Origin of the sequence: Pseudomonas gingeri (assembly GCF_013386115.1) — a bacterium.
In the GTDB taxonomy this organism is placed as follows: Bacteria; Pseudomonadota; Gammaproteobacteria; order Pseudomonadales; family Pseudomonadaceae; genus Aquipseudomonas; species Aquipseudomonas gingeri.
Window position 1 is genome coordinate 493423 of the sequence record NZ_JACAOR010000002.1, and the last position, 21711, is coordinate 515133.

A 21711-nucleotide genomic window follows, 5' to 3' on the forward strand; every position below is an offset into this window, starting at 1 on the left:
GAGCTGGCGCCTGCAGGGGCACGGCGTTTTCAGTCGCGCAGCAGGTCCGGCAACTGCCCGCGCCACTGCGCCTTGGCCGGCAAGGCCAGGAAAAACCCGTTGAGCAACGATGGCCGCGCCGGGTAGCTGAAGCGCTCGCCGCTCAACTCCAGCACCTCGCCACCGGCGCCCTCCAGCACCCCTTGTGCCGCCGCCGTGTCCCACTGGGACGTCGGCGCCAGGCGCGGATAGAAGTCCGCCGCCCCTTCGGCCAACAGACAGAACTTCAGCGAGCTGCCGATATTCGCCAGTTCCAGTTCACCCAGGCTGGCGCTCAATCCGGCCAGCAACTGCTCCTGCTCGGGGCTCGAATGCCGACGACTGGCAACCACGGTAAACGCGGCACCGGCCGGCGGCAGCTCGCGCACCCGGATCAGCTCCGGCGCCAGCCCGGCATCCGCGCGCCAGGCGCCCAGGCCCGAGCCACCGAAGTAGACGCGGCCATTGGTCGGCATCGACACCACGCCGAACACCACCCGGCCCTGCTCGATCAGGGCGATATTCACGGTGAACTCTTCACTGCCGGAAATGAATTCCTTGGTGCCGTCCAACGGGTCCACCAGCCACCAGCGCTGCCAACCGGCGCGCACCGCCTGCGGGATATCGGCGTCCTCTTCGGACAACACCGGAATGCCCGGATCCAGCGCGGTCAGGCCGGCCAGGATCAGGTGATGGGCCGCCAGGTCCGCCGCCGTCACCGGCGAGGCATCGGCCTTGTCCATCACTTCGACATCGGCGCGCCAGAACGGCAGGATCGCCTCACCGGCCTGGCGCGCCAGTTCGATCACCGGGGCCAGGTACGGGTGTGGCAGATTCACGAACAGATCACTCATGGTTGAAACACTCCACGCTGGGTCAGCAGGTCCCGGGCCAGGTACAACGCCGCCAGGGCACGCCCCTCGCTGAACTGCGGGTTCAGCACCAGGCTGGACAGCTCGCGCAGGTTCACCCGGTCGACCCGCATCGGCTCCGGCTCGTCACCCTCCAGGCGTTCTTCATAAAGGTCGCTGGCCAGGACCACCTGGATCTTCTGGCTCATGTAACCCGGCGACAGGGACAGTTCGGTCAAGTGCTCCAGTTGCCGGGCGCCATAACCGGCCTCTTCCTTCAGCTCACGCTCGGCCGCCGCCAGTACATCCTCGCCCGGTTCGATCAAGCCCTTGGGCAACGACAGCTCGTATTCGTCGGTGCCGCCGCAATACTCCTCGACCAGCAGCGCATGTTCGGCATCGATCATCGCCACGATCATCACGGCCCCATAACCCGCGCCCTTGCCCACCAACCGTTCGTAGGTGCGCTCGACACCGTTGGAAAAACGCAACTGCACCTGTTCGACACGGAACAGGCGGCTGCTGGCGACGATTTCGCGGGCGAGTACGGTGGGTTTCTGGCGCATGAGGGCTCCTTTACATTAACGCGTTACTATACAGCCTCTTTGCAAGCTGCTGCGCTCGATGATACTGCGTTGAAAACAGGCTTGGACGGATCATTTACAGCGGTAAACTCATCGTCCTCGCCTGTTTTCGTCTTGTCTCATCTTCGCTCGCGACGCTTTCAAAGAGGCTGTATACCGTGGCTTTTCCGATTGTCTGTGTCGGATATCTCTTTACCGTTCGAGAAGTTTTCCATGCCCTCATTACCCTGGCGAGACATCGATACCGTTCTGCTGGATATGGACGGCACCCTGCTCGACCTGCATTACGACAACCACTTCTGGATGGAGCACCTGCCCCGGCGTTATGCCGAACTGCACGGCGTCAGCCTGGCCCTGGCCGAAGCGGAACTGGGGCCGTTGTTCAAGGACCATGCCGGCCAGCTGAAATGGTACTGCCTGGACTTCTGGAGCGCCGAACTGAAGCTGCCGGTGCGTGAGTTGAAGCGCGAGACCGCCGACCTGATCGCCCTGCGCCCGGATGCCGATACCTTTCTGGCGGCGATCAGGCAGGCGGGCAAACGGGTAATCCTGATCACCAATGCCCATCGCGACTCGTTGTCGCTGAAGCTGGAGCGAATCGAACTGGCGGCGTATTTCGAACGGCTGATCAGTTCCCATGACTACGGCTTCGCCAAGGAAGACCCGCAGTTCTGGGATGCGCTGCAGGCCGATATCGGCTTTGATCCGGCGCGCAGCCTGTTTATCGACGACACCCTGCCGATCCTGCGCAGTGCCGGGCGTTTCGGCGTCGCGCACCTGCTGGCGGTAAGCGAACCGGACAGCCGCAAGGGACCCAAGGATACCGAGGAGTTTGCCGCGGTCGGCGACTACCGTGAGTTGATCAAAGGCCTTTGATCCGGAGTGCCTGATCGTTCCCACGCTCCGCGTCACCTGGAGGGCAAACGCGCAGCGTGCAGAGAGGCGTTCCCACGCCAGGCGTGGGAACGATCCGTTTACGTATGAATCAGTCAGGAATCCGCAGGGTTTGCCCCGGATAAATCTTGTCAGGATGTGACAAAAGCGGCTTGTTCGCCTCGAATATCTTGTTGTACTGATTGGCGCTGCCATAGACCGCCAGGGAAATCGCGCTGAGCGTGTCGCCCTTCTTCACCACGACAAACCGCGCGGCCTTCAGTACCGGCCCGCTGACGGTGATCTGGTCGTCGACGCTGCCGACCCCGGCGATATTGCCCAGCGCCAGCAGGACCTTTTCCTTCTCCTCCTGGCTCGCCACTTGCCCCGTCACCGTGACCTTGTCGCCGTCCACCGTGGCCTGGACATTGGGATTGCCGAGGCCGACCTTGGCGATATGGTCTTTGAGTTGCTCGCCGGCATGGGCGTTGCCCGGCGTCAGCAGGTCGATCAGTTTCTCGCCCGCCTCTTTCACAAAGCTCAAGATACTCATGGTTCTTTCTCCTCAAGAGTGATGTCCAGACGCGAAAGACTAGACCGGCGACGTCTGCGACAGGTTCCGGACCGACCAATGACTCAGCGTAGTCCAACCGCGCTAGAATCCCGGCCTGGACCGCGCCTGGAGCGACGATGGACATCAAACAGCTGAAATTCCTGATTGCCCTGGACGAGACCCGCCACTTCGGCCAGGCGGCGGCGCGCTGCCATATCACCCAGCCGACCCTGTCCATGCGCCTGCGCAGCCTGGAAGAAGAACTCGAGCTGCAACTGGTCAATCGCGGCCAGCGCTTCGAAGGTTTCACCGCCCCCGGCGAACGGGTGCTGGCCTGGGCCCGTACCGTGCTGGCGGCCTACGACGGGTTGCAGGCGGAAGCCGCCGCCTGTCGCGGCAACCTGGTCGGGACCCTGCGCCTGGGCGTGGTGCCGTTGTCGAGCTTCGACCCCTTGCACCTGATGCAGCGCCTGCACGGCGAACACCCGAGCCTGCGCTTCGAGCTGTCGTCCCTCAGTTCCGAGCAGATCCTCGAACAGCTGGCGAGCAATCGCCTCGACCTCGGTGTGTCCTATCTCGAACGCCTCGACACCGACCGCTTCGAAGCCCTGGCGCTGAGTGAAACCGCCATGGGCCTGCTCTACGACCAGCGTTTCTTCGACTTCGGCGAGCAGCCCCTGAGCTGGGAGGCGCTGATCGAGCTGCCCCTGGGCATGCTCACCAGCGGCATGCACTTTCGCCAGTCCATCGACCACAACTTCCACAGCCGCGGCCTGAGCCCGCAACCGCTGCTGCAGACCGATGCCGTTCATCAGTTGCTGCAAGCCGTACACGGCGGCCTGTGCTGCGCGATCATGCCGCTGTATGGCGGTTTCGAGGCCCTGACCGACCACCTGCGCCTGCAACCGATCGAAAACGCCCAGACCCTGGCCCGGCTGGGCCTGATCATGCGCCGCGGGGCCCCGCGCTCGGCCCTGGCGGAAGCCTGTTTCGCGCTCTATCAGAAATTGCAGAGCGAATCTTGATCGACGGCATCTATCGGAGGATCAGTACTAGCAATTAGACGCGACCTTTTGCCGCGCTTAGTCTTGATACTGGATATTCCACCGGTAATGCCCTCATGAACGCCAAGCCAGAGGCCTGCGCGATCCCTGCCCCGGCAGCACCCGCGCCCGCCGCCAGCCAGAGTTACCAGTACTGCAACCTCGATCACAGCGCGGCCGCCGAAACCGCGCTGGCCGAAGAGGTGGCGCTGGCCATTGCCTACAACGGCATCAGCCAGGCGGTGATGCTGGTCACGCCCACCGACCTGGAAGACTTTATCGTCGGCTTCAGCATCGGCAGCGGGATTATCCATGACGCCTCCGAACTCTATGACCTGAAGCTCAGCGGCAGCGGCTCGGCGCAACACGCCGAGGTGGAGATCTCCAGCCGCGCGTTCTGGAACCTCAAGGAACAACGCCGCCAACTGGCCGGAACCAGCGGCTGCGGCCTGTGTGGCGTGGAAGCGGTGGAACAGGCATTGCCCGAACTGGCTGTGCTGCCCGGCGCGCCCCTGCCGCCGGCCGCCTGGTTGGACAACCTGCGCCAGCGTATCAGCGCCTTCCAGCCCCTGGGCCAGTACTCCGGCGCGGTGCACGCGGCGCTGTTCATGAACGACCAGGGCGAACTGCTGCTGGGCCGCGAAGATATCGGCCGGCACAACGCCCTCGACAAATTGATCGGCGCGCTGGTCCGCCAGCAGATCCCGACCGCCGGCGGCCTGGCCATCGTCACCAGCCGTTGCAGCCTCGAACTGATCCAGAAAGTCCTGCGGGCCGGCATCCAGACCCTGGTCAGCCTGTCGTCCCCTACCGGCCTGGCCCTGCAATGGGCCCGCCGGCACAACCTCAATCTCATCCACCTGCCGCAGAAAAGTGCGCCGCGGGTCTACAGCCCTGCGATGGAGAAACAAGCGTGAGCAATCATCAACAAGCCGACCAGATCCCGACTCCACGCTACAAGCCCTACAAGGGCGCGGCCGGCGGCTGGGGTGCCCTGATCAGCGTGGCACAGGCCTGGCTGACCAGCGACAACGCCTTGAAGAACCTGCGCATGATGCTCAAGACCAACCAGAACGGCGGCTTCGACTGCCCGGGTTGCGCCTGGGGCGACTCGCCGGAAAGCGGCATGGTCAAGTTCTGTGAAAACGGCGCCAAGGCGGTCAACTGGGAAGCCACCAAGCGCCGGGTGGATGCCGCGTTCTTTGCCAAGCACAGCGTCAGCGCCCTGTTCGAACAGTCCGACTACTGGCTCGAATACCAGGGTCGCCTGACCGAACCGATGAGCTACGACCCGACGACCGACCGCTACAAGCCCATCAGCTGGGAAGCCGCCTACGCGCTGATCGCCAAGCACCTGCTGAACCTGTCCAGCCCCGACCAGGCCGAGTTCTACACCTCGGGCCGGGCCAGCAACGAGGCGGCGTACCTGTACCAGCTGTTTGTCCGGGCCTTCGGCACCAACAACTTTCCCGATTGCTCGAACATGTGCCACGAAGCCAGCGGCGTGGCCCTGGCGCAAAGTGTCGGGGTCGGCAAGGGCACCGTGACCTTCGACGACTTCGAACACGCCGACGCGATTTTCGTCTGGGGCCAGAACCCCGGCACCAACCACCCGCGGATGCTCGAACCCCTGCGTGAAGCGGTGAAACGCGGCGCCCAGGTCGTCTGCATCAACCCGCTCAAGGAGCGCGGCCTGGAACGCTTCCAGCATCCGCAGCACCCGATCGAGATGCTCACCAACGGCGACAAGCCGACCAACACCGCCTATTTCCGCCCCGCGCTGGGTGGCGACATGGCCCTGCTGCGCGGCATGGCCAAGTTCCTGCTGCAATGGGAACGCGATGCCCAGGCGGCGAACGAACCGTCGGTGTTCGACCACGACTTCCTCAACGAGCACACCGCCAATGTCCTCGACTACCTGGCCGCCATCGACGATACCCCCTGGGAGCAGATCGTCTCGCAGTCGGGCCTGACCCTGGTGGAGATCGAGCAGTCGGCGCGGATGTACCTCAAGGGCAAGAACGTCATCATGTGCTGGGCCATGGGTATCACCCAGCACAAGCACTCGGTGCCGACCATCCAGGAAATCGCCAACCTGATGCTGCTGCGCGGCAATATCGGCCGCCCGGGCGCGGGCCTGTGCCCGGTACGCGGCCACAGCAACGTGCAGGGCGACCGCACCATGGGCATCAACGAACGCCCACCGGTGGCCTTCCTCGATGCCCTGGAGCGCCGCTTCCAGTTCAAGGTACCGCGCAGCAACGGCCATAACGTGGTCGAAGCCATCCACGCGATGCTCGACGGCCGCTCCAAGGTCTTCATCGGCCTTGGCGGCAACTTCGCTCAGGCCACCCCGGACAGCCCGCGCACCTTCGAAGCGCTGCGCAACTGCGACCTGACCGTGCAGATCAGCACCAAGCTCAACCGCAGCCACCTGACCCACGGCAAGGAAGCGCTGATCCTGCCGTGCCTGGGCCGCACCGATATCGACCTGCAGACCGAAGGCGCACAGGCCGTCACCGTGGAAGACTCGTTCAGCATGGTCCACGCCTCCAACGGCCAGTTGCAGCCGCTGTCCAGGCAGATGCGCTCGGAACCGTCGATCATCGCCGGCATCGCCGCCGCGACCCTCGGCACCCACCCGGTGGACTGGAACTGGCTGGTGGCCGACTACGGACGCATCCGCGACCTGATCGCCGACACCATTCCCGGCTTCAAGGACTTCAACCAGCGCCTCGAACTCCCGGGCGGTTTCTACCTGGGCAACGCCGCCGGCGCCCGGCGCTGGAACACCCCGTCGGGCCGGGCGAACTTCCGCTCGAACATCCTGCCGGCCGACCTGATCCACGAACGCACCCACGCCACCGGCAAGGTGCCGGACCTGATCATGCAGTCGATGCGTTCCCACGACCAGTACAACACCACCATCTACGGCCTCGATGACCGCTACCGTGGGGTCAAGGGCCAGCGCGACGTGTTGTTCGTCAACGAAGCGGACATCATCCGCCTGGGCTTCAAGCCGGGGCAGAAGGCCGATATCGTGTCGCTCTGGGAAGACGGCCGCGAGCGCCGGGTCAAGGGCTTCACCCTGCTGGCCTTCGACATTCCCGCCGGGCAGGCCGCCGCCTACTACCCGGAAGTGAACCCGCTGGTGCCCCTGGAAAGCGTCGGCGACGGCAGCCACACACCGACCTCCAAGTTCGTCGCGATCCGCCTGGAAATGGCCAGCGAAACCGGCCTGATCATGGCCAAGGCGAGCTGATCGACAAATGGCAGGGCGCTGCAATGGCGCTCTGCCAAACATCAAGAAGGCGTAATGTCTTGGTCTCTTTAGGAAAATTCAGTCAAGTAAAAGAGATCTTTTAGCACCCACCTCTTGACCCCGGTGATCAATGATCAGCCTCTGACGCCCATGCCTCAGCGCCGCCAACCTGCGCAGGTACAAAAGGGCGGAGGTGACAGCCAGCGCCCCCCTCGATCATCGCATCCGGCGTAACTGAAGTCCCGAATACGGGTGACCTCATCCCAAATACGGATGACCTCGTCCCAAATACGGATGACCTCATCTCGAATACGAGGGAGTTACCCTCCACACTTCTTGCCGCCATCGAGACGCTCTCACCCAAGGCGCGCAAGGAAAAGCTATGGCCACTAATCCTTTGGCTCTGCTCGCTCCGCCCACACAGTGCAGATCAACTGGCCAGGCAATTAAACAGGCAGCATGATCCGTGCAAGCTGATCGACGCTCGTTTCGGGTGCCTTGATAACCGCAGCCGAGGATCACCGCCGAGGTAATAGCAAAAGGCCATTCGACAAACTGATGGCCCTTTACTAGAGTCTCCGGGCGGTGCTCTTCATCCATTCGAATGTGATGGCCGGCACCCGCCCAGGGATCCTGCCCGCAGGTCGGGCAACTTCCTCTTTAGCACGGATTGCGGAGAGTACTCATGTCGATCACGCCCGGTCACACCACGCACCACCAAGGCGACACCCCAACCTCCCCCAGCAAGGACAACCGCATCGTCAGCGCCGCGATCCACCCGGCCATCGGCGTCGCGCGGGTCGGTAACAGCGAGGCGGAATATTTTGTCGGCCCCCAGGTCACGGAACCCCGGCCCGAGCCCCTCGGGTTTTATCGCGATGCCCAGGGCGCCCTGAAGCGCCAGGCCGCCGAATTCCGGATCTACGGCTATAACCTGGCCGGCGAAGTGGTCGCCGAGCTGACCACGGAAAACGCCGATATCACCTGGTCGGCCCATGTCGCCAACAGCAAGGCACAGTGGTACCAGTGGCAACTGGCGATGGACATCCCCGAAGCCGCCAAGGTGGTACTGCCCCTGCGCAATGCGACAGTCACCGACGCCAAGGCCCGCGGCGAACTGACCATTGACGGCGGCCTGCAACATATCAGCGGCACCCTGGCATCGGGAGTCGAGTTCAACGGGACGTTCCAGGGCACGCCGGTCTACCTCGGCGAATTGCGCACGGACGCCCAGGGTCGGTTGCTGTTCCTCGGCGGTCGCGGCGTCTCTGCCTCGCCCAAGGGCACACCGATCTTCAATCCGGCAGACGACAACAGCTTTATCAACGCCGACGGCTGGTACGACGATACCAGCGATGGCCCGGTCAGCGCCCAGGTCAGTATCGGCGGTCGCTCGATCCCGGTGGAGCCGGCCTGGGTCGTCACCGCGCCACCGAACTACGCACCGCAGGTAAAAGCCATACGCACCCTGTACGACCTGACCTATGACCTGTTCATCGGGGCCGGCTGGCTGAAGCCGAGCACCTCGGTATCGTTCCGGCATGATGTCTATCCGATCCTGCAACGCCTGTCGGGCCTGCAATGGGTCAACCAGGGCTTCGCCACCCAGTTCGGCCATAACGGCCGCTACAACTTCGAAGACCCGGCCTTCATCGCCCAACTGGCGAGCAAGCCGACGTCGGACAACTATGATGTGTTCGGTGAAACCCGCCGGCAGATCTTCAACAGTTTCCGCCAGCCCGACCCGGTCGATGGCAACGTCCTGCCCTGGCCATGGATCTATGGCGATGCCATGACCTCGATACCCAACCCGAGCCCACGGCAGAACGCCGCGATTACCCAGACCCAGTACCAGGCGCTCAGCCTCTGGGCCGCTGGCACCTTCGAATCCGACTGGGCCGGCGATCCGCTGCCCGAGCACCTCGACTCGGTCCCCCTGGCCGAGCAACCGGCGATGCTCGACCGTGCAGCCCTGGACTTCTGCCTGGCCGATGCCTTCCATCCCGGCTGCGAACTGACCTGGCCGATGCGTCACCTGCCGCTGTATGCCAAGCCCTGGCGCATTCGCCAGCGTCCGGCCGGCAGCTCGCAACCCGACTACGGCAAAACCCTGAACCAGGCCCAGGCACTGGCCGTCGGCGGCCCGCTGTACGGCCAGGGGCCCGGTGACCTGAACCGCTGGATGGGCCTGCCCTGGCAGGCGGACACGGCCTATTGCCGTGGCGGCTACGACCCGGCCTACAACCCGTTCACCTCGACATTCTGGCCCGCCCGCGTCCCCAACCAGGTGCTCAGCGATGCCGATTACGCCCTGGTCACCGACCCTTCGGTGCCGCCGGAGCAGCGGCTCGTCGCCTTTGCCGAGCGCAGCAACTGGAACGCGCCGCTGGATATCAACTATCCGGAAAAGACCCCGACCGCGGTACAGATGAAGACCATGGTCGATATCTTCGGCTCCATGGGCCTGCTGGAAGTACGCAAGGGCATCTCCGGCAGCGCCGTCTACCCGGACACGATGATGGTCGCCAGCTACGGCCCGGCCATTACCCAGGCGCAGACCTTTGCCAGTGCGCAGTTGGCGGCCGATTTTGCGGCGGCGGGCAGTCCCGGCGCAGCGGGACCACGGCCGCCCAAGGGAGCCAACTTCAGCAGTCAGGAAGAGGCCCGGGAGGCACCACGCGCCGTCAACCCCGGAAACCGTCCGACCTAGATGGAAGACTACGACGTCGCCATCGTCGGTGGCGGTCCGGCCGGTTCGGCGACCGCCATCACCCTGGCTCGCCAGGGCTGGCGGGTGCTGCTGGCCGATTCGGCGCCTGCCGGACGTTTTCGGGTGGGCGAGGGTTTTCCGCCTTCGGCCCGTTCGCTGCTCGCCGACCTGGGGGTGCTCGACGGCTTTCTCGCCGCCGGGCATCGCCCCAGCTACGGCAATGTCTCGGTGTGGGGCTCGGATGAGCCACACACCGATGACTTCATCTTCCGTACCCACGGCCAGGGCTTCCAACTGGACCGTGCCGCTTTCGATCGTCACCTGCGTGCCGCCGCCCGCCAGGCCGGGGTGGCGCTTCACGAATCCACGCGCTTGAGCCAGACACCCGACGAGGGCGGTTTCTGCCTGCGCCTCGCCCGCGACGGTCATGAACACCGGGTCCGCAGCCGCTGGCTGATCGACGCCGGTGGCCGCCCGGCCGTGTTCGCCCGCCAGCAAGGGGCACAGCGCCTGGAAAATGATCGGCTGGTGGCGTTCTACCTGTTGCTGCACAGCCCCCGGGGCACCGACCGGGACGGCCGGACCCTGGTCGAGGCGGTCGAGAACGGCTGGTGGTACAGCGTACTGCTGCCCTCGGGAGAGCGGCTGGTGACCTACCTCAGCGATCTCGACCTGCTCGACCGCCAGCAGTTGCTGAACAGCCAGGGCCTCTGGCGACTGCTGCAACAGACGCACTTGCTCCGCGACCTGTGCCAGCAACATGGCTACCTGCCCGGCACCTCGGTCCACGGCATGGATGCCGGCAGCGGGCGGCTTTCCGTGTTCCATGGCGAGCATTGGGCGGCCGTCGGCGATGCGGCGCTATCCTTCGACCCGCTGTCCTCGCAAGGCATCGCCACCGCGCTTTACTGCGGCATTCACTGTGCCCAGGCCGTGCACGCCGCGCTGCAGGGCGACGACAAGGCGCTACCGGCCTATGCCGATCTGCTGGCACGGATCTACGCCGCCTACCTGGTTAACCGGAAGCAGTTCTACGGGATGGAAAAACGCTGGAGCGAGTCGCTTTTCTGGAGTCGACGTTAGCGTCGAAAAAGCGCGTTGACGATGCTCAGGACGCGCGAAACGGCAGGGTTGAAGTGATCTAGGACTGTCTTTTTTCGACTAAGTTCCCCAGTAAAAACAGTAAGTTATGATTTTGTATACAACCCGTGCTATTCGTCGGATTTCCATTGTAACGACTCCGTCACAAGCCTCAGGATCGCGCCGTCATCCCTTTGAGGCTCCTCTCACATGAAGTTCTCGTCGATTCTCTTGTTGTCCCTGAGCCTGGCCAGTGGCCTCGCGTCGGCTGGCGGTACCACCGAAGCCGGTATTGGTGGCGCATTGGGCGGCGTGCTCGGCTCCGCCGTCGGCCAGTCGCTGGGCGGTAACACCGGTTCGACCATCGGCGCGGCCCTTGGCGGCGCGGGCGGTAGTGCGGTGGGTGCCGACCGGCGCAGCCGTGGCGAAGCCGCCATCGGCGGGGCCCTCGGCGCGGCCGGTGGCAACGTGGTCGGCCGCAGCATGGGCGGCAGCACCGGTAGCCTGATCGGCGCCGCGGCAGGCGGTGGCGCCGGCGGTGCATTGGGTAACTACATGGGCAACTCCAGCGATCGCGAAGATCGCCGTTACCGGGATGACCGTCGCGACTATCGCGGTGACCACCGTGGCCGTGGTCACGCCTATGGCCATCGCAAGCACGGTCGTCACTGGCGCGACTGAGTCAGCGCAAGGGAATGCCGCCCAGGCATTCCCTTGGCTTGGGCACGATCCCTCGCTCCCCATGCATAAAGCCCGTCGGCAAATCCATCGACCATGCAGATTGCATGGGCCTCAGACCCAGCCTTGCCTGTAACCCACTGAAATAAATGGTGATTTTTTCAATCGAGGGTTTGGCACGTCCGCTGCTATCTCCTGAGTGAAGGCTGCATGTCTCTCACTTATGGAGCACAACAACAATGATCGGGAACGCCGAAACCTACCCTGGCGCAGTGCACGACTCGTCGAATCACTCAGGAGTTTCCTGGGCGGCGATCTTTGCCGGAGCCGCCGCCGCGGCCGCACTTTCTCTCCTGCTGCTCATGCTCGGTGCCGGGCTGGGCTTTTCCGCCGTATCGCCCTGGGCGGGCGAAGGCGTCAGTGCCAAGGGACTTGGCATCTCGGCGATCGTCTGGCTGGCCGTGACACAGATCCTCGCCTCGGGCATGGGCGGTTATCTCGCCGGACGCCTGCGGGTGAAGTGGACTCGCATGCACAGCGATGAGGTCTACTTCCGCGATACCGCCCATGGTTTTCTGGCCTGGGCCGTGGCAACCCTGCTGACCGTCACCGTGGTAGCCGGCTCCGTCAGCGGTCTGGTCGGCGGCGGCGTCAAGGCGGGAGCGACGGTCGCCTCCGGGGCCACGAGCAGCCTCGCCAGCACCGCCACGCAGAACACCGCGGGCAACTCCGACTACTTCATCGACCTGCTGTTTCGCGATAACCGCCCGGTGGCCGTCAGCGAAGACGCCGCCCACGCCGTGGTCACGCGGATCTTCGCCCGCAGCCTGGGCAACGGTCAGTTGAGCAGTGACGACCGCGCCTATCTGGCGCAGTTGGTCAGCCAGCGTACCAATCTCAGCCAGGCCCAGGCCGAAGCACGCGTGGACCAGGTCTACGGCCAGGCCCGCCAGGCCGTCGACGACGCTCGCCAGGCTGCCGATCGCGCTGCCAAGGCCGCCGCCTGGTCAACCCTGTGGATGTTTATCGCGCTGCTCATCGGTGCCTTCTTCGCCAGCCTCGCCGCCACGTTCGGCGGTCGCCAGCGCGATGGCGTGACCTACCTGGAAGCCGGCGAATACCACACCACCGAAGCCGTGACCCTGCGTTAATAGGAGAATCAACATGCGCTCACTTCTACTGTTCTTCCTGGGTGTACCCATCCCGATCATTATCCTGATCGCGCTGTTCGTGCACTGATGTACCGGCGGCGGCCCTCTCCCGAGGGTCGCCGCGCTTGTAAGCGTTACGCTTAATCCGCCCCGCCCCGTAGTCCATGGTCAGGGGAGATGCGTTACATTCCATTACATCTCTCGCTTGCCGATGCCTTAAGCCGAATTCCTAGAAGCCGCACGTTAGAGCCTTTGCACCATCTTCCCAGGAGCCTTTGCCGTTACTGGATGATGGTCGAAATATCTGTCCGACCGGTCAATTTAAAAACCAATTGCACACGCGAAAACACAAGCTGTCCGGCCAGTCGGATTAAGGGTTATCCCGATACTGATATCAATATGCTACCGATATGATCCGCCGACCTTGAGCTATGCAATGGAAGCAGGAGATGCGGATCTATCTTGGAGTCTGGTTAGGGATCGCGCTTAGTGCTGTCGGGCTGTTTCTCGCCCACCCCCTCCTCAATGGTGCCGGCCTCGTGCTTATCGCCGCCGCCGTCATAGGCCTGCGTGTCACCAAGGCGCCGAACGCCGCGCTCGCCACCACCCTTACGCCGCACCCCGATACCGCCCCTCCTGCCACCGAACTGCATGTCCTGCTACCGGCCGTCGCGCCGAGCTGGAGCGACAGCATCGGCCAGAGCCGCGAACTGCTGCAGTCCAATATCAGCGAGCTGTTCCAGCGTTTCGCCAATATCGCCACACGCCTGGAAGGCGGCCTGCACAACTCCGAAAGCATCCTCGGCAGCGGCGGTGTCGGCGAAAGCCTGCGCGATGCCAACGACCGCCTGCATGAAGTGACCCAGTCCTTCGAAACCAGCAGCCAGCGCCAGCACGAACTGCTCGGCACCATCAGCCACCTGGGCGACTACGCCAGCCAGTTGCAGCAGATGGCCAAGCGGGTGCAGGAAATCGCCAGCCAGACCAACCTGCTGGCGCTCAACGCCGCCATCGAGGCGGCTCGCGCCGGCGAATACGGCCGGGGCTTCTCGGTGGTCGCCGACGAAGTGCGCAAGCTCTCCACCCTGTCCGCCGAAACCGGCCAGGGCATGGATGCCAAGGTCGGCGAAATCAACCATGCGATCCAGACCACCATCAGCGCCGCCGCCGAACTGGGCACCAGCGAACAGGCCAACCTGGATTTCCTCAACCGCTCGGTGACCCAGGTCATGGCACGCCTGGGGGACAACCTCGACGAGCTGACCGATGCCTCCCGCGCCCTGCAACAGGACGCCCGGGACACCCAGGCCGACATCCAGGCCATCATGGTCAACCTGCAGTTCCAGGACCGCACCGACCAGATGCTCGACCATGTCCAGGCCGACCTCACCCACTTGCTCGAAGCCATTGCCAGCCAGGACAGCAGTCTCAATGACCCGCCCGCCTGGCTCGAACGCCTGCGCCAGCGCTTCACCACCGACGAAGAGCGACAGGGTCGGCCCCAGGCGGCGGCCAGCAGCGACGTGACCTTCTTCTAGTTTCTCCCGCTTTTCCCTTTGCAAGAGTGATGAACATGGCCAAGACCATCCTGATCGTCGACGACTCCCTGTCGATGCGCCAACTGGTGAAAATGAGCCTGACCGCCGCCGGTCACCAGGTCATCGAAGCCTGCGACGGCCGCGACGCACTGACCAAGCTGACCGGGCAGAAGATCAACCTGATCATCAGCGACGTGAACATGCCCAACCTCGACGGCATCGGGCTGGTGAAGGCGGTCAAGGCCCGCAACGAATACCGCTTCACACCGATCATCATGCTCACCACCGAAAGCGAGCAGTCGAAGAAAGCCGAGGGCCAGGCCGCCGGGGCCAAGGCCTGGATCGTCAAGCCGTTCCAGCCCCAGCAACTGCTGGCAGCTGTCGAAAAGCTCCTGGGGTGAACACACCATGTTCTCGCTGACACCCGCTGTCGATGGCACGCCCGCGCAATTGCGCCTCAAGGGCGACCTGACCCTCTACGAAGTCAGTATGGCCCGCGAACAGTTGCTCGGCCTGCTGCCGCTGCCACCGGGCCCCTGGCAGCTGGACCTGAGCGGCCTGAGCGAACTCGACAGCGCCGGTGCCCAGTTGCTCCTGGCGATCCAGCGGGCGCTGTCCTCCATCGATCATCCCGCCACCGTGAGCCAGGTCTCTGACACCGCCCGGGAACTGCTGACACTCCTGAACCTGGAATCCCTGTACCCCGCCGTCCAGACCGAGGACTGACCCATGCTCAGTGGCGAACAATGGAACCAGCTGTTGCTGGGCTTTCTCAGCGAAGGTCGCGACCTGCTCAAGGACGCCGAGGACAGCCTGCTACGCCTTGAGACCAGCCCCGCCGACCAGGACGCGGTCAACAGCCTGTTCCGCGCCGTGCATACCCTCAAGGGCTCTGCCGGGATCTTCTCGCTGACGCCACTGGTCAACCTCACCCACCACCTGGAAAGCCTGCTGATGTCGGTGCGCGACGGCCAGCGCGCACTGACCCCGGCCCTGACCTCGCTGATGCTCAACTGCATGGACGAGCTGAGCGCGATGATCGAGCGCGTCGACCCCGACAGCGGCCTGCTGGACGCCGACGAGGCCCGCCAGGCGCCCCTGCTCGCGGCGCTGTTCGAGGCCCAGGGGCAAGCGCCCGCGGAGTCGGCTCCGGTTGAGCCGCAAGACGCCCCTCCAGGGGCGGCGGACTCGATCACCTGGCAGGTTTCCATCAGCTTTTCCGAGGAGCTGTTTCGCAACGGCTTCGACCCCGCGGCGTTCCTGCGCTATCTCAAGCGCCTGGGTGCAATCATCGCCCTGCGAACCCGCAGCGACGCCCTGCCGACCCTCGATCAACTGGACCCGGAAACCTGCCACCTGGGCTTTGAATTCCAGTTGCTGACCGCCGCCAGCCAGACGGAAATCGAGGAAGTCTTCGAGTTTATCCAGGACTTCTGCGAGCTCCGCCTCAGCCCTGTCAAACCGCCCGCCATGGCCGTGATGGCGCCCGTCATCGAGCCGTCGCCGGCCCTCGATACGCCCCCGGCAAAGACCACGACCAGCCGTGACCGCCGCAGCCTCGACACGACGATGGTCAAGGTCGCCGCGCACAAGCTCGACGAACTGATCAACCTCGTCGGCGAACTGGTGATCAGTACCGCCGGGGCGCAGATGCAGGCGCGGCGCAGTGCCGACAGCGGTTGCATGGAAACCACCCAGGCCGTGCACCAGCACGTCGAGCAGATCCGCGAAGCGGCGTTGAAACTGCGCATGGTGGAAGTCGGCGAGACTTTCAATCGCTTCCATCGGGTGGTCCGTGATGTCAGCCAGGAACTGGACAAGAATATCCAGCTGAGCCTGGTCGGCGGCGAGACCGAGCTGGACAAGTCGGTGATCGACAAGATCGCCGATCCGCTGACCCACCTGGTGCGCAACGCCATCGACCACGGCATCGAGTCGGCCGCCGAGCGCATGGCCGTCGGCAAGCCCGCCGAAGGCAACCTGCGCCTCAATGCCTATCACGACTCCGGCATGATCGTCCTCGAAGTCAGCGACGACGGCCGTGGCCTGAACACCGCGCGGATCCTGGCCAAGGCCATCGACAAGGGCCTGGTGGACCCGGACGCACAGCTCAGCGATCCGGATATCCACCTGCTGATTTTCGAAGCCGGGTTCTCCACCGCCGAACAGGTCTCCAACCTCTCCGGCCGCGGTGTCGGCATGGATGTGGTGCGCAGTGCCATCGACCAGTTGCGCGGGGTGATCGAGATCGACTCGGTGGCCGGCCAGGGCTGTACCTTCCGTATCCGCCTGCCGTTGACCCTGGCGATCATCGACGGCTTCCAGGTCGGCGTCGGCCAGGACAATTTCGTCATCCCGCTGGACATGGTCACCGAATGCATGGAGGCCGGACCCGAGTGGCTGAGCCAGGGCCAGGGCTACCTCAACCTGCGCGGCAAGCCCCTGCCGTGCATCGCCCTCGACCGGCATTTCGGCCTGACACCGAGCAGCGCCCGGCGGCGCAACATAGTCGTGGTCAGCCAGGGCCGGCAGCAGGCCGGGCTGATCGTCGACCAGTTGCTTGGCGAACTGCAGACCGTGATCAAGCCCCTCGGCCAGATGTTCCAGCACCTGCGCGGCATCAGCGGCTCGACCATCCTCGGCTCCGGCCAGGTGGCGCTGATCCTCGATATCGCCAGTCTGTTCCGCCAGTTGCAGGCCACCACCGAACCCGTGGCACACCCGATCCATACCCCCTTGCCCAGCCTTTCAGGAGAATAATCATGCAATTCATCAGGAACATGAAGATAGGCATCCGGCTGACCGCGGGCTTCCTGCTGGTGGTGGTGCTGACCGCCATCATCGGCGTGATCGGCATCCGCAACCTGTCCCAGGTCAACGACCTGTCGGACCGCATGTACGACCTCGATGTCACCGGCATGAGCCTGATGCAGGAGGCCAATATCCAGCTGATCGTCGCCGGGCGCTCGATGCGCCACAGCCTGCTCGCCACCAGCCAGGCCGGTCGCGAACAGGCCGCCAACCAGGCGCGGGCGGCCCTGGAACAGACCCGCAAGTTGATCGCCGACGCGCGCAAGGCCTTTATCACCAAGGAAGGCCAGGCCCAGATCGACCAGATCGACGCGCCGCTCAAGGACTACGAGAATCTGATCCACCAGGTGCTGAGCACCCACCAGCAATCCAACCAGTTGCAGGAAACCAGCGACGTCACCGACCTGCTGCCCAAGGCCGTGACCAGCGGCGACGTGGTCGACAAACTGATCGGCCAGGTCACCCGTGGCAAGCAGGATCGGGCCGCCGAAGCCAACCAGCAGATCAATGATATCGCCACCAGTTCGCAGACCCAGATGATCGCCCTGGTGATCGCCGCGACCCTGATGGGCATGCTGATCGGCGTGCTGGTCACGCGCAGCATCACCCGTCCGCTCAACGGCGCCGTGGAAGCCGCCAACCGCATGGCCGCCGGCGACCTGAGCCAGGACCTGCCGGTGATCAGCAAGGATGAAACCGGCCAGTTGCTGGCCGCCATGCAGAACATGACCGTGCGCCTGCGCAGCATTCTCGGCGATGTGCGCAGCGCCGCCGACTCGTTGTCCTCGGCCTCGGAACAGGTCAGCTCGACCTCCCAGTCCCTGAGCCAGGCCGCCAACGAACAGGCCGCCAGCGTCGAGCAGACCAGCGCCTCGGTGGAGCAGATGTCAGCCTCCATCGCCCAGAACACCGAAAGCGCGAAGATCACCGACGGCATCGCCGGCAAGGCCGCCAATGACGCCGTGCAGGGCGGCGGCGCGGTGGGCGACACGGTACTGGCGATGAAACAGATCGCCGACAAGATCAGCATCATCGACGACATCGCCTACCAGACCAACCTGCTGGCCCTCAACGCCGCCATCGAGGCCGCCCGTGCCGGCGACCACGGCAAGGGCTTCGCGGTGGTCGCCGCCGAAGTGCGCAAGCTCGCCGAACGCAGCCAGGTCGCCGCCCAGGAAATCGGCCAGGTCGCCTCCAGCAGCGTGCAACTGGCCGAACAGGCCGGACGCCTGCTCAACGAAATCGTACCGAACATCCAGAAGACCTCCGACCTGGTCCAGGAAATCACCGCCGCGTCCCAGGAGCAGAGCGGCGCCGCCGGGCAGATCAATATCGCCATGGGCCAGATGAACCAGATCACCCAGCAGAACGCCTCGGCCTCCGAGGAACTGGCCGCCACCGCCGAGGAGATGAACGCCCAGGCCGGGCAGTTGCAGGAGCTGATCGGTTTCTTCCGCTTCGAAGAAGAGTCGGGAGCGACCCACCGGCCGCAACCGCGCAGCCAGGACAGTTATGCCTTCAACGGCCCGCGTGACGGTTTCAAGAGCCGCGCGACGGTCGATGAAGGCCAATTCGTGAGCTTCAATTGAGGGCCGGATCATGACTGCGAACCTCAGCCGCCAGCTCCAGGCCCTGCCCGACGCGCCCGTGGCGCTGAGCATCCAGCACCTGTCGTTCCGCGTGCGGCAGGCGGCCTATGCGGTGCCCATCGACCTGGTGCGCGAGATCATCGAGTACGGCGACGTGACCGCCGTGCCGATGATGCCGGCGTTCATCCATGGCGTAATCAATCTGCGCGGCAACGTGGTGCCGGTGCTGGACCTGGCCGCGCGCTTCGGTTTCGAACTGACCGCCGCCGGCAAGCGCACCTGCATCGTGATCATCGAACTGGAACTGGATGACTTCAGCCAGCGCATCGGCCTGGTGGTCGATGCGGTGGATGCGGTGCTCGATATCGACCCGCAGCAGGTGGTCGCCGCGCCGACGTTCGGCGCCGGGATCCGCACCGATTTCATCGCCGGCATGGCCCGCGGCGAAGAGGGTTTCACCATCATCCTGAACATCCCGCAGGTGTTGTCCCTCGACGACATCCGCCAGCTCAGCCTCGCCGCGACCCAGGGAAGCTGAGATGTCGAGCTACCTCAAGCTGCCGACCCTGGGCGACAGTGAATTCCGCCGCCTGCAGGCGCTGATGGCCGAAGCCTCGGGCATCGTCCTGGCGCCGAACAAGCGCCCGCTGGTGGCCGGACGGCTGATGAAACGCCTGCGTCATTACCAGCTCGACAACTACGCCGAATACCTGCAGATGCTCGACCAGCCGGCGTACCTCAAGGAGCGACGGCTGGTGGTGGACCTGTTGACCACCAACGAAACCTACTTCTTTCGCGAACACCCGCACTTCGACTTTCTCGGCACCTGGCTGGCTCGCCAGAAAGGCCCGCTGAAATTCTGGAGTGCCGCCTGCTCTTCCGGCGAAGAGCCCTACAGCATGGCCATGGTGATCCAGGAACACCTGCGCGGCGGCGACTGGTCGATCCTCGCCAGCGACCTCAGCCTGAGCATGCTGGAAAAGGCCGCCGAAGGGATCTACGACATGGCCCAGGCCAAGTATTTCCCCCAGGGCTGGCTGCAGCGCCATTGCCTGAGCGGCGTCGGCGACATGAGCGGGCGCTTCCGCGTCCAGGCGGCCCTGCGCGAGCGGGTCAGCCTGCGCGAGATCAATATCGTCCAGCCGCTGCCCGACGGGCTCGGCCTGTTCGACGTGATCTTCCTGCGCAATGTGCTGATCTATTTCAACAACGAAGAAAAGCAACGCATCGTCCAACGCCTGGTCAGCCAGTTGCGCCCCGGCGGCCTGCTCTTCATCGGTCACGCGGAAAGCATCCACGGCTTCGACCTGCCGGTGCGACTGCTCAATCCGTCGGTCTACGAACGCCTATGAATCCGCCGTTATTCCTGCGCCCCGGCGACTACTTCTTCGGCCAGCACGAAGGCACGGTCACCACCCTGCTCGGCAGTTGCGTGTCGATCATTCTCTGGCACCCGCGCTGGCGCCTGCTGGCGGTCTCGCACTACCTGCTGCCGAACGACCCGAGCGCACGCAACGGCCTCGACACCCGCTACGGCGAAGGCGTGTTCCAGCGGATCCAGGCCGATATGCGCCGCCACGGCACCCATCCCAACGAGTACCGCAAAGGCATTTTCGGCGGTGGCAGCCTGGTGCGTTTCGAAGGCACGCCGACCCGCAAGATCGGCCACAACAACAGCGCCTTTGCCCGCGAACAGTTCAGCCTGCGCAACTGGGCGGTGGACCACTGCGACCTCAACGGCCAGCACTACCGCCGGCTGCATATCGACGGCAGCAGCGGCGTGATCGACTGCCAGCGCAACAGCGTGCAACCGCTGCGGCTGGGGAAACGGGCGCGATGATCCGGGTGTTTATCGTCGACGACTCGGCCCTGGTCCGCCAGGTGCTGACCCAATGCCTGGAAAGCCATCCGAACATCAAGGTGATCGGCCAGGCGGCCGACCCGCTGTATGCCATCGACAAGCTGCGGCGGGACTGGCCGGACGTGCTGATCCTCGATATCGAGATGCCGCGCATGGATGGCCTGACCTTCCTGCGCCAGATCATGGCCGAGCGCCCGACGCCCACGCTGATCTGCTCGACCCTTACCGAACAGGGCTCGGCGGTCAGCGTCGAGGCGCTCGCCGCCGGGGCGGTCGGGGTGTTCACCAAGGCCCGCCTGGGCCTCAGGCAGAGCCTGGAACAGCTCTCCGCCGAACTGATCCGCAAGGTCGAGGAAAGCGCCCGGGCGCGGCCGATGGCCCTTCGCCACAGTCCCCCTGCCGCAGAATCCGGTCCCACGACGCCAGCCGTTGCCGGTGTGCTCAGGACCACGGACCGGGTGGTTGCCCTGGGCTGTTCCACGGGCGGCACCCAGGCGCTGGAATTCATCCTTCGGCAGTTGCCGCGTGACTGCCCGGGGATTGTCATCGTTCAACACATGCCGGAGAAGTTCACCGCCGATTTTGCCCGGCGCCTGGACAAGCTCTGCCAGATCGAAGTTCGCGAGGCCAGACACCTGGATCGCGTCCACAGCGGCCTGGCGTTGCTGGCTCCCGGAGGCTTGCACATGCAGCTCAAACGCAGTGGTGCGCACTATCAGGTAGAGGTACTCGACGGCCCTCCGGTCAACCGGCACAAGCCGTCGGTGGACGTGTTGTTCCGTTCAGTGGCTCGACAGGCCGGAGCCAATACATTGGGGATTATCATGACCGGAATGGGTGACGACGGTGCCCGCGGGCTGCTCGCCATGCGTGAAAACGGCGCCAGTACCGTTGCCCAGGACGAGGCCAGTTGCGTGGTGTTCGGCATGCCCAAGGAGGCTATCCGCCTGGGCGCCGCGCAGTCGGTCGAGCCCCTGGCGAAGCTGCCTAAACTGATCCAGCACTTTGGCGACAGTGGCCGCCACGGTTGACCTGAACCCGATAAGCGTGTGGCGAGCCCGCTCCTGCCCGGCATGCGGGCGGGCCCGTGCCTGAATCTGTGTAGACCC

General features: G+C 64.5%; 20 protein-coding genes. 17 read left to right on the forward strand and 3 right to left on the reverse strand.

Features of this window, described 5'->3' with window-relative positions; all coding sequences use genetic code 11:
• Positions 1-29 precede the first annotated feature (29 nt).
• Together cysQ and nudE are read right to left on the reverse strand one after the other, a co-directional pair.
• Positions 30-857 (reverse strand): 3'(2'),5'-bisphosphate nucleotidase CysQ, encoded by an 828-nt coding sequence (gene cysQ / locus HX881_RS06955; RefSeq protein WP_177083829.1) that lies wholly within the window; start codon positions 855-857, stop codon positions 30-32.
• An 11-nt stretch (positions 858-868) separates the two neighbouring features.
• Positions 869-1435, reverse strand: a complete 567-nt coding sequence (gene nudE / locus HX881_RS06960; RefSeq protein WP_017127042.1) for an ADP compounds hydrolase NudE — start codon at positions 1433-1435, stop codon at positions 869-871.
• A gap of 231 nt (positions 1436-1666) precedes the next feature.
• On the opposite strand from nudE, the gene yrfG reads away from it, so the two are divergent.
• Complete coding sequence (yrfG, locus tag HX881_RS06965) at positions 1667-2329, forward strand: GMP/IMP nucleotidase (RefSeq protein WP_103032670.1); 663 nt, start codon at positions 1667-1669, stop codon at positions 2327-2329.
• A 109-nt stretch (positions 2330-2438) separates the two neighbouring features.
• Here the strand turns inward: yrfG and lysM are convergent, their stop codons facing one another.
• Positions 2439-2879: a peptidoglycan-binding protein LysM gene (gene lysM, locus HX881_RS06970; protein ID WP_177083631.1), complete on the reverse strand. Its 441-nt coding sequence runs from the start codon at positions 2877-2879 to the stop codon at positions 2439-2441.
• 137 nt (positions 2880-3016) lie between these two features.
• On the opposite strand from lysM, the gene HX881_RS06975 reads away from it, so the two are divergent.
• The 16 genes from HX881_RS06975 (at position 3017) to HX881_RS07050 (ending at position 21633) form a co-directional block, all read left to right on the forward strand.
• Positions 3017-3904, forward strand: coding sequence for a LysR family transcriptional regulator (locus tag HX881_RS06975; RefSeq protein ID WP_177083632.1), 888 nt, complete (start codon positions 3017-3019; stop codon positions 3902-3904).
• A 95-nt stretch (positions 3905-3999) separates the two neighbouring features.
• Positions 4000-4839, forward strand: coding sequence for a formate dehydrogenase accessory sulfurtransferase FdhD (gene fdhD / locus HX881_RS06980; protein WP_177083633.1), 840 nt, complete (start codon positions 4000-4002; stop codon positions 4837-4839).
• Positions 4836-7184 (forward strand): FdhF/YdeP family oxidoreductase, encoded by a 2349-nt coding sequence (locus HX881_RS06985; RefSeq protein WP_017127046.1) that lies wholly within the window; start codon positions 4836-4838, stop codon positions 7182-7184. The genes fdhD and HX881_RS06985 overlap by 4 nt, the downstream gene beginning before the upstream one ends.
• Positions 7185-7869: 685 nt before the next feature.
• A complete protein-coding gene (locus tag HX881_RS06990; RefSeq protein WP_177083635.1) occupies positions 7870-9894 on the forward strand; it encodes a LodA/GoxA family CTQ-dependent oxidase in 2025 nt (674 codons plus the stop codon).
• Positions 9895-10977 (forward strand): NAD(P)/FAD-dependent oxidoreductase, encoded by a 1083-nt coding sequence (locus HX881_RS06995; RefSeq protein WP_177083638.1) that lies wholly within the window; start codon positions 9895-9897, stop codon positions 10975-10977. It begins immediately after the preceding gene.
• 207 nt (positions 10978-11184) lie between these two features.
• Positions 11185-11655 (forward strand): glycine zipper domain-containing protein, encoded by a 471-nt coding sequence (locus tag HX881_RS07000; RefSeq protein ID WP_103032674.1) that lies wholly within the window; start codon positions 11185-11187, stop codon positions 11653-11655.
• Between the two features lie 236 nt (positions 11656-11891).
• Entirely contained in the window at positions 11892-12803 is a 912-nt protein-coding gene (locus HX881_RS07005) for a hypothetical protein (RefSeq protein ID WP_177083640.1), read from the forward strand.
• 449 nt (positions 12804-13252) lie between these two features.
• On the forward strand, positions 13253-14341 hold the full coding sequence (locus HX881_RS07010; protein WP_177083642.1) for a methyl-accepting chemotaxis protein: 1089 nt from the start codon (positions 13253-13255) through the stop codon (positions 14339-14341).
• Between the two features lie 35 nt (positions 14342-14376).
• Positions 14377-14742, forward strand: coding sequence for a response regulator (locus HX881_RS07015; protein WP_017127054.1), 366 nt, complete (start codon positions 14377-14379; stop codon positions 14740-14742).
• A 7-nt stretch (positions 14743-14749) separates the two neighbouring features.
• Positions 14750-15067, forward strand: a complete 318-nt coding sequence (locus HX881_RS07020) for an STAS domain-containing protein (RefSeq protein WP_017127055.1) — start codon at positions 14750-14752, stop codon at positions 15065-15067.
• A gap of 3 nt (positions 15068-15070) precedes the next feature.
• On the forward strand, positions 15071-17101 hold the full coding sequence (locus HX881_RS07025; RefSeq protein ID WP_177083644.1) for a chemotaxis protein CheA: 2031 nt from the start codon (positions 15071-15073) through the stop codon (positions 17099-17101).
• A 2-nt stretch (positions 17102-17103) separates the two neighbouring features.
• Positions 17104-18741: a methyl-accepting chemotaxis protein gene (locus tag HX881_RS07030; protein ID WP_177083646.1), complete on the forward strand. Its 1638-nt coding sequence runs from the start codon at positions 17104-17106 to the stop codon at positions 18739-18741.
• Positions 18742-18751: 10 nt separating this feature from the next.
• Complete coding sequence (locus HX881_RS07035; RefSeq protein ID WP_177083648.1) at positions 18752-19279, forward strand: chemotaxis protein CheW; 528 nt, start codon at positions 18752-18754, stop codon at positions 19277-19279.
• Position 19280: 1 nt separating this feature from the next.
• Positions 19281-20093, forward strand: a complete 813-nt coding sequence (locus HX881_RS07040; protein ID WP_017127059.1) for a CheR family methyltransferase — start codon at positions 19281-19283, stop codon at positions 20091-20093.
• Positions 20090-20581 carry a chemotaxis protein CheD gene (locus HX881_RS07045; protein ID WP_177083650.1) on the forward strand — a complete coding sequence of 164 codons (492 nt, stop codon included), beginning with the start codon at positions 20090-20092 and terminating at the stop codon, positions 20579-20581. Before HX881_RS07040 ends, HX881_RS07045 begins: the two co-directional genes overlap by 4 nt.
• Positions 20578-21633, forward strand: coding sequence for a protein-glutamate methylesterase/protein-glutamine glutaminase (locus HX881_RS07050; protein ID WP_017127061.1), 1056 nt, complete (start codon positions 20578-20580; stop codon positions 21631-21633). Before HX881_RS07045 ends, HX881_RS07050 begins: the two co-directional genes overlap by 4 nt.
• The last annotated feature ends 78 nt before the right edge of the window (positions 21634-21711 follow it).

What these genes read in the sequence shown, in the direction of transcription:
- fdhD (WP_177083633.1), top strand. Translation starts at nt 4,000, where the DNA reads ATGAACGCCAAGCCAGAGGCCTGCGCGATCCCTGCCCCGGCAGCACCC.
- HX881_RS07005 (WP_177083640.1), top strand. Translation starts at nt 11,892, where the DNA reads ATGATCGGGAACGCCGAAACCTACCCTGGCGCAGTGCACGACTCGTCG.
- HX881_RS07030 (WP_177083646.1), top strand. Translation starts at nt 17,104, where the DNA reads ATGCAATTCATCAGGAACATGAAGATAGGCATCCGGCTGACCGCGGGC.
- HX881_RS07000 (WP_103032674.1), top strand. Translation starts at nt 11,185, where the DNA reads ATGAAGTTCTCGTCGATTCTCTTGTTGTCCCTGAGCCTGGCCAGTGGC.
- HX881_RS07050 (WP_017127061.1), top strand. Translation starts at nt 20,578, where the DNA reads ATGATCCGGGTGTTTATCGTCGACGACTCGGCCCTGGTCCGCCAGGTG.
- lysM (WP_177083631.1), bottom strand. Translation starts at nt 2,879, where the DNA reads ATGAGTATCTTGAGCTTTGTGAAAGAGGCGGGCGAGAAACTGATCGAC.
- nudE (WP_017127042.1), bottom strand. Translation starts at nt 1,435, where the DNA reads ATGCGCCAGAAACCCACCGTACTCGCCCGCGAAATCGTCGCCAGCAGC.
- HX881_RS07010 (WP_177083642.1), top strand. Translation starts at nt 13,253, where the DNA reads ATGCGGATCTATCTTGGAGTCTGGTTAGGGATCGCGCTTAGTGCTGTC.
- HX881_RS07025 (WP_177083644.1), top strand. Translation starts at nt 15,071, where the DNA reads ATGCTCAGTGGCGAACAATGGAACCAGCTGTTGCTGGGCTTTCTCAGC.
- HX881_RS07040 (WP_017127059.1), top strand. Translation starts at nt 19,281, where the DNA reads ATGTCGAGCTACCTCAAGCTGCCGACCCTGGGCGACAGTGAATTCCGC.
- HX881_RS07045 (WP_177083650.1), top strand. Translation starts at nt 20,090, where the DNA reads ATGAATCCGCCGTTATTCCTGCGCCCCGGCGACTACTTCTTCGGCCAG.
- HX881_RS07020 (WP_017127055.1), top strand. Translation starts at nt 14,750, where the DNA reads ATGTTCTCGCTGACACCCGCTGTCGATGGCACGCCCGCGCAATTGCGC.
- HX881_RS06995 (WP_177083638.1), top strand. Translation starts at nt 9,895, where the DNA reads ATGGAAGACTACGACGTCGCCATCGTCGGTGGCGGTCCGGCCGGTTCG.
- HX881_RS07015 (WP_017127054.1), top strand. Translation starts at nt 14,377, where the DNA reads ATGGCCAAGACCATCCTGATCGTCGACGACTCCCTGTCGATGCGCCAA.
- HX881_RS06990 (WP_177083635.1), top strand. Translation starts at nt 7,870, where the DNA reads ATGTCGATCACGCCCGGTCACACCACGCACCACCAAGGCGACACCCCA.
- HX881_RS07035 (WP_177083648.1), top strand. Translation starts at nt 18,752, where the DNA reads ATGACTGCGAACCTCAGCCGCCAGCTCCAGGCCCTGCCCGACGCGCCC.
- HX881_RS06975 (WP_177083632.1), top strand. Translation starts at nt 3,017, where the DNA reads ATGGACATCAAACAGCTGAAATTCCTGATTGCCCTGGACGAGACCCGC.
- yrfG (WP_103032670.1), top strand. Translation starts at nt 1,667, where the DNA reads ATGCCCTCATTACCCTGGCGAGACATCGATACCGTTCTGCTGGATATG.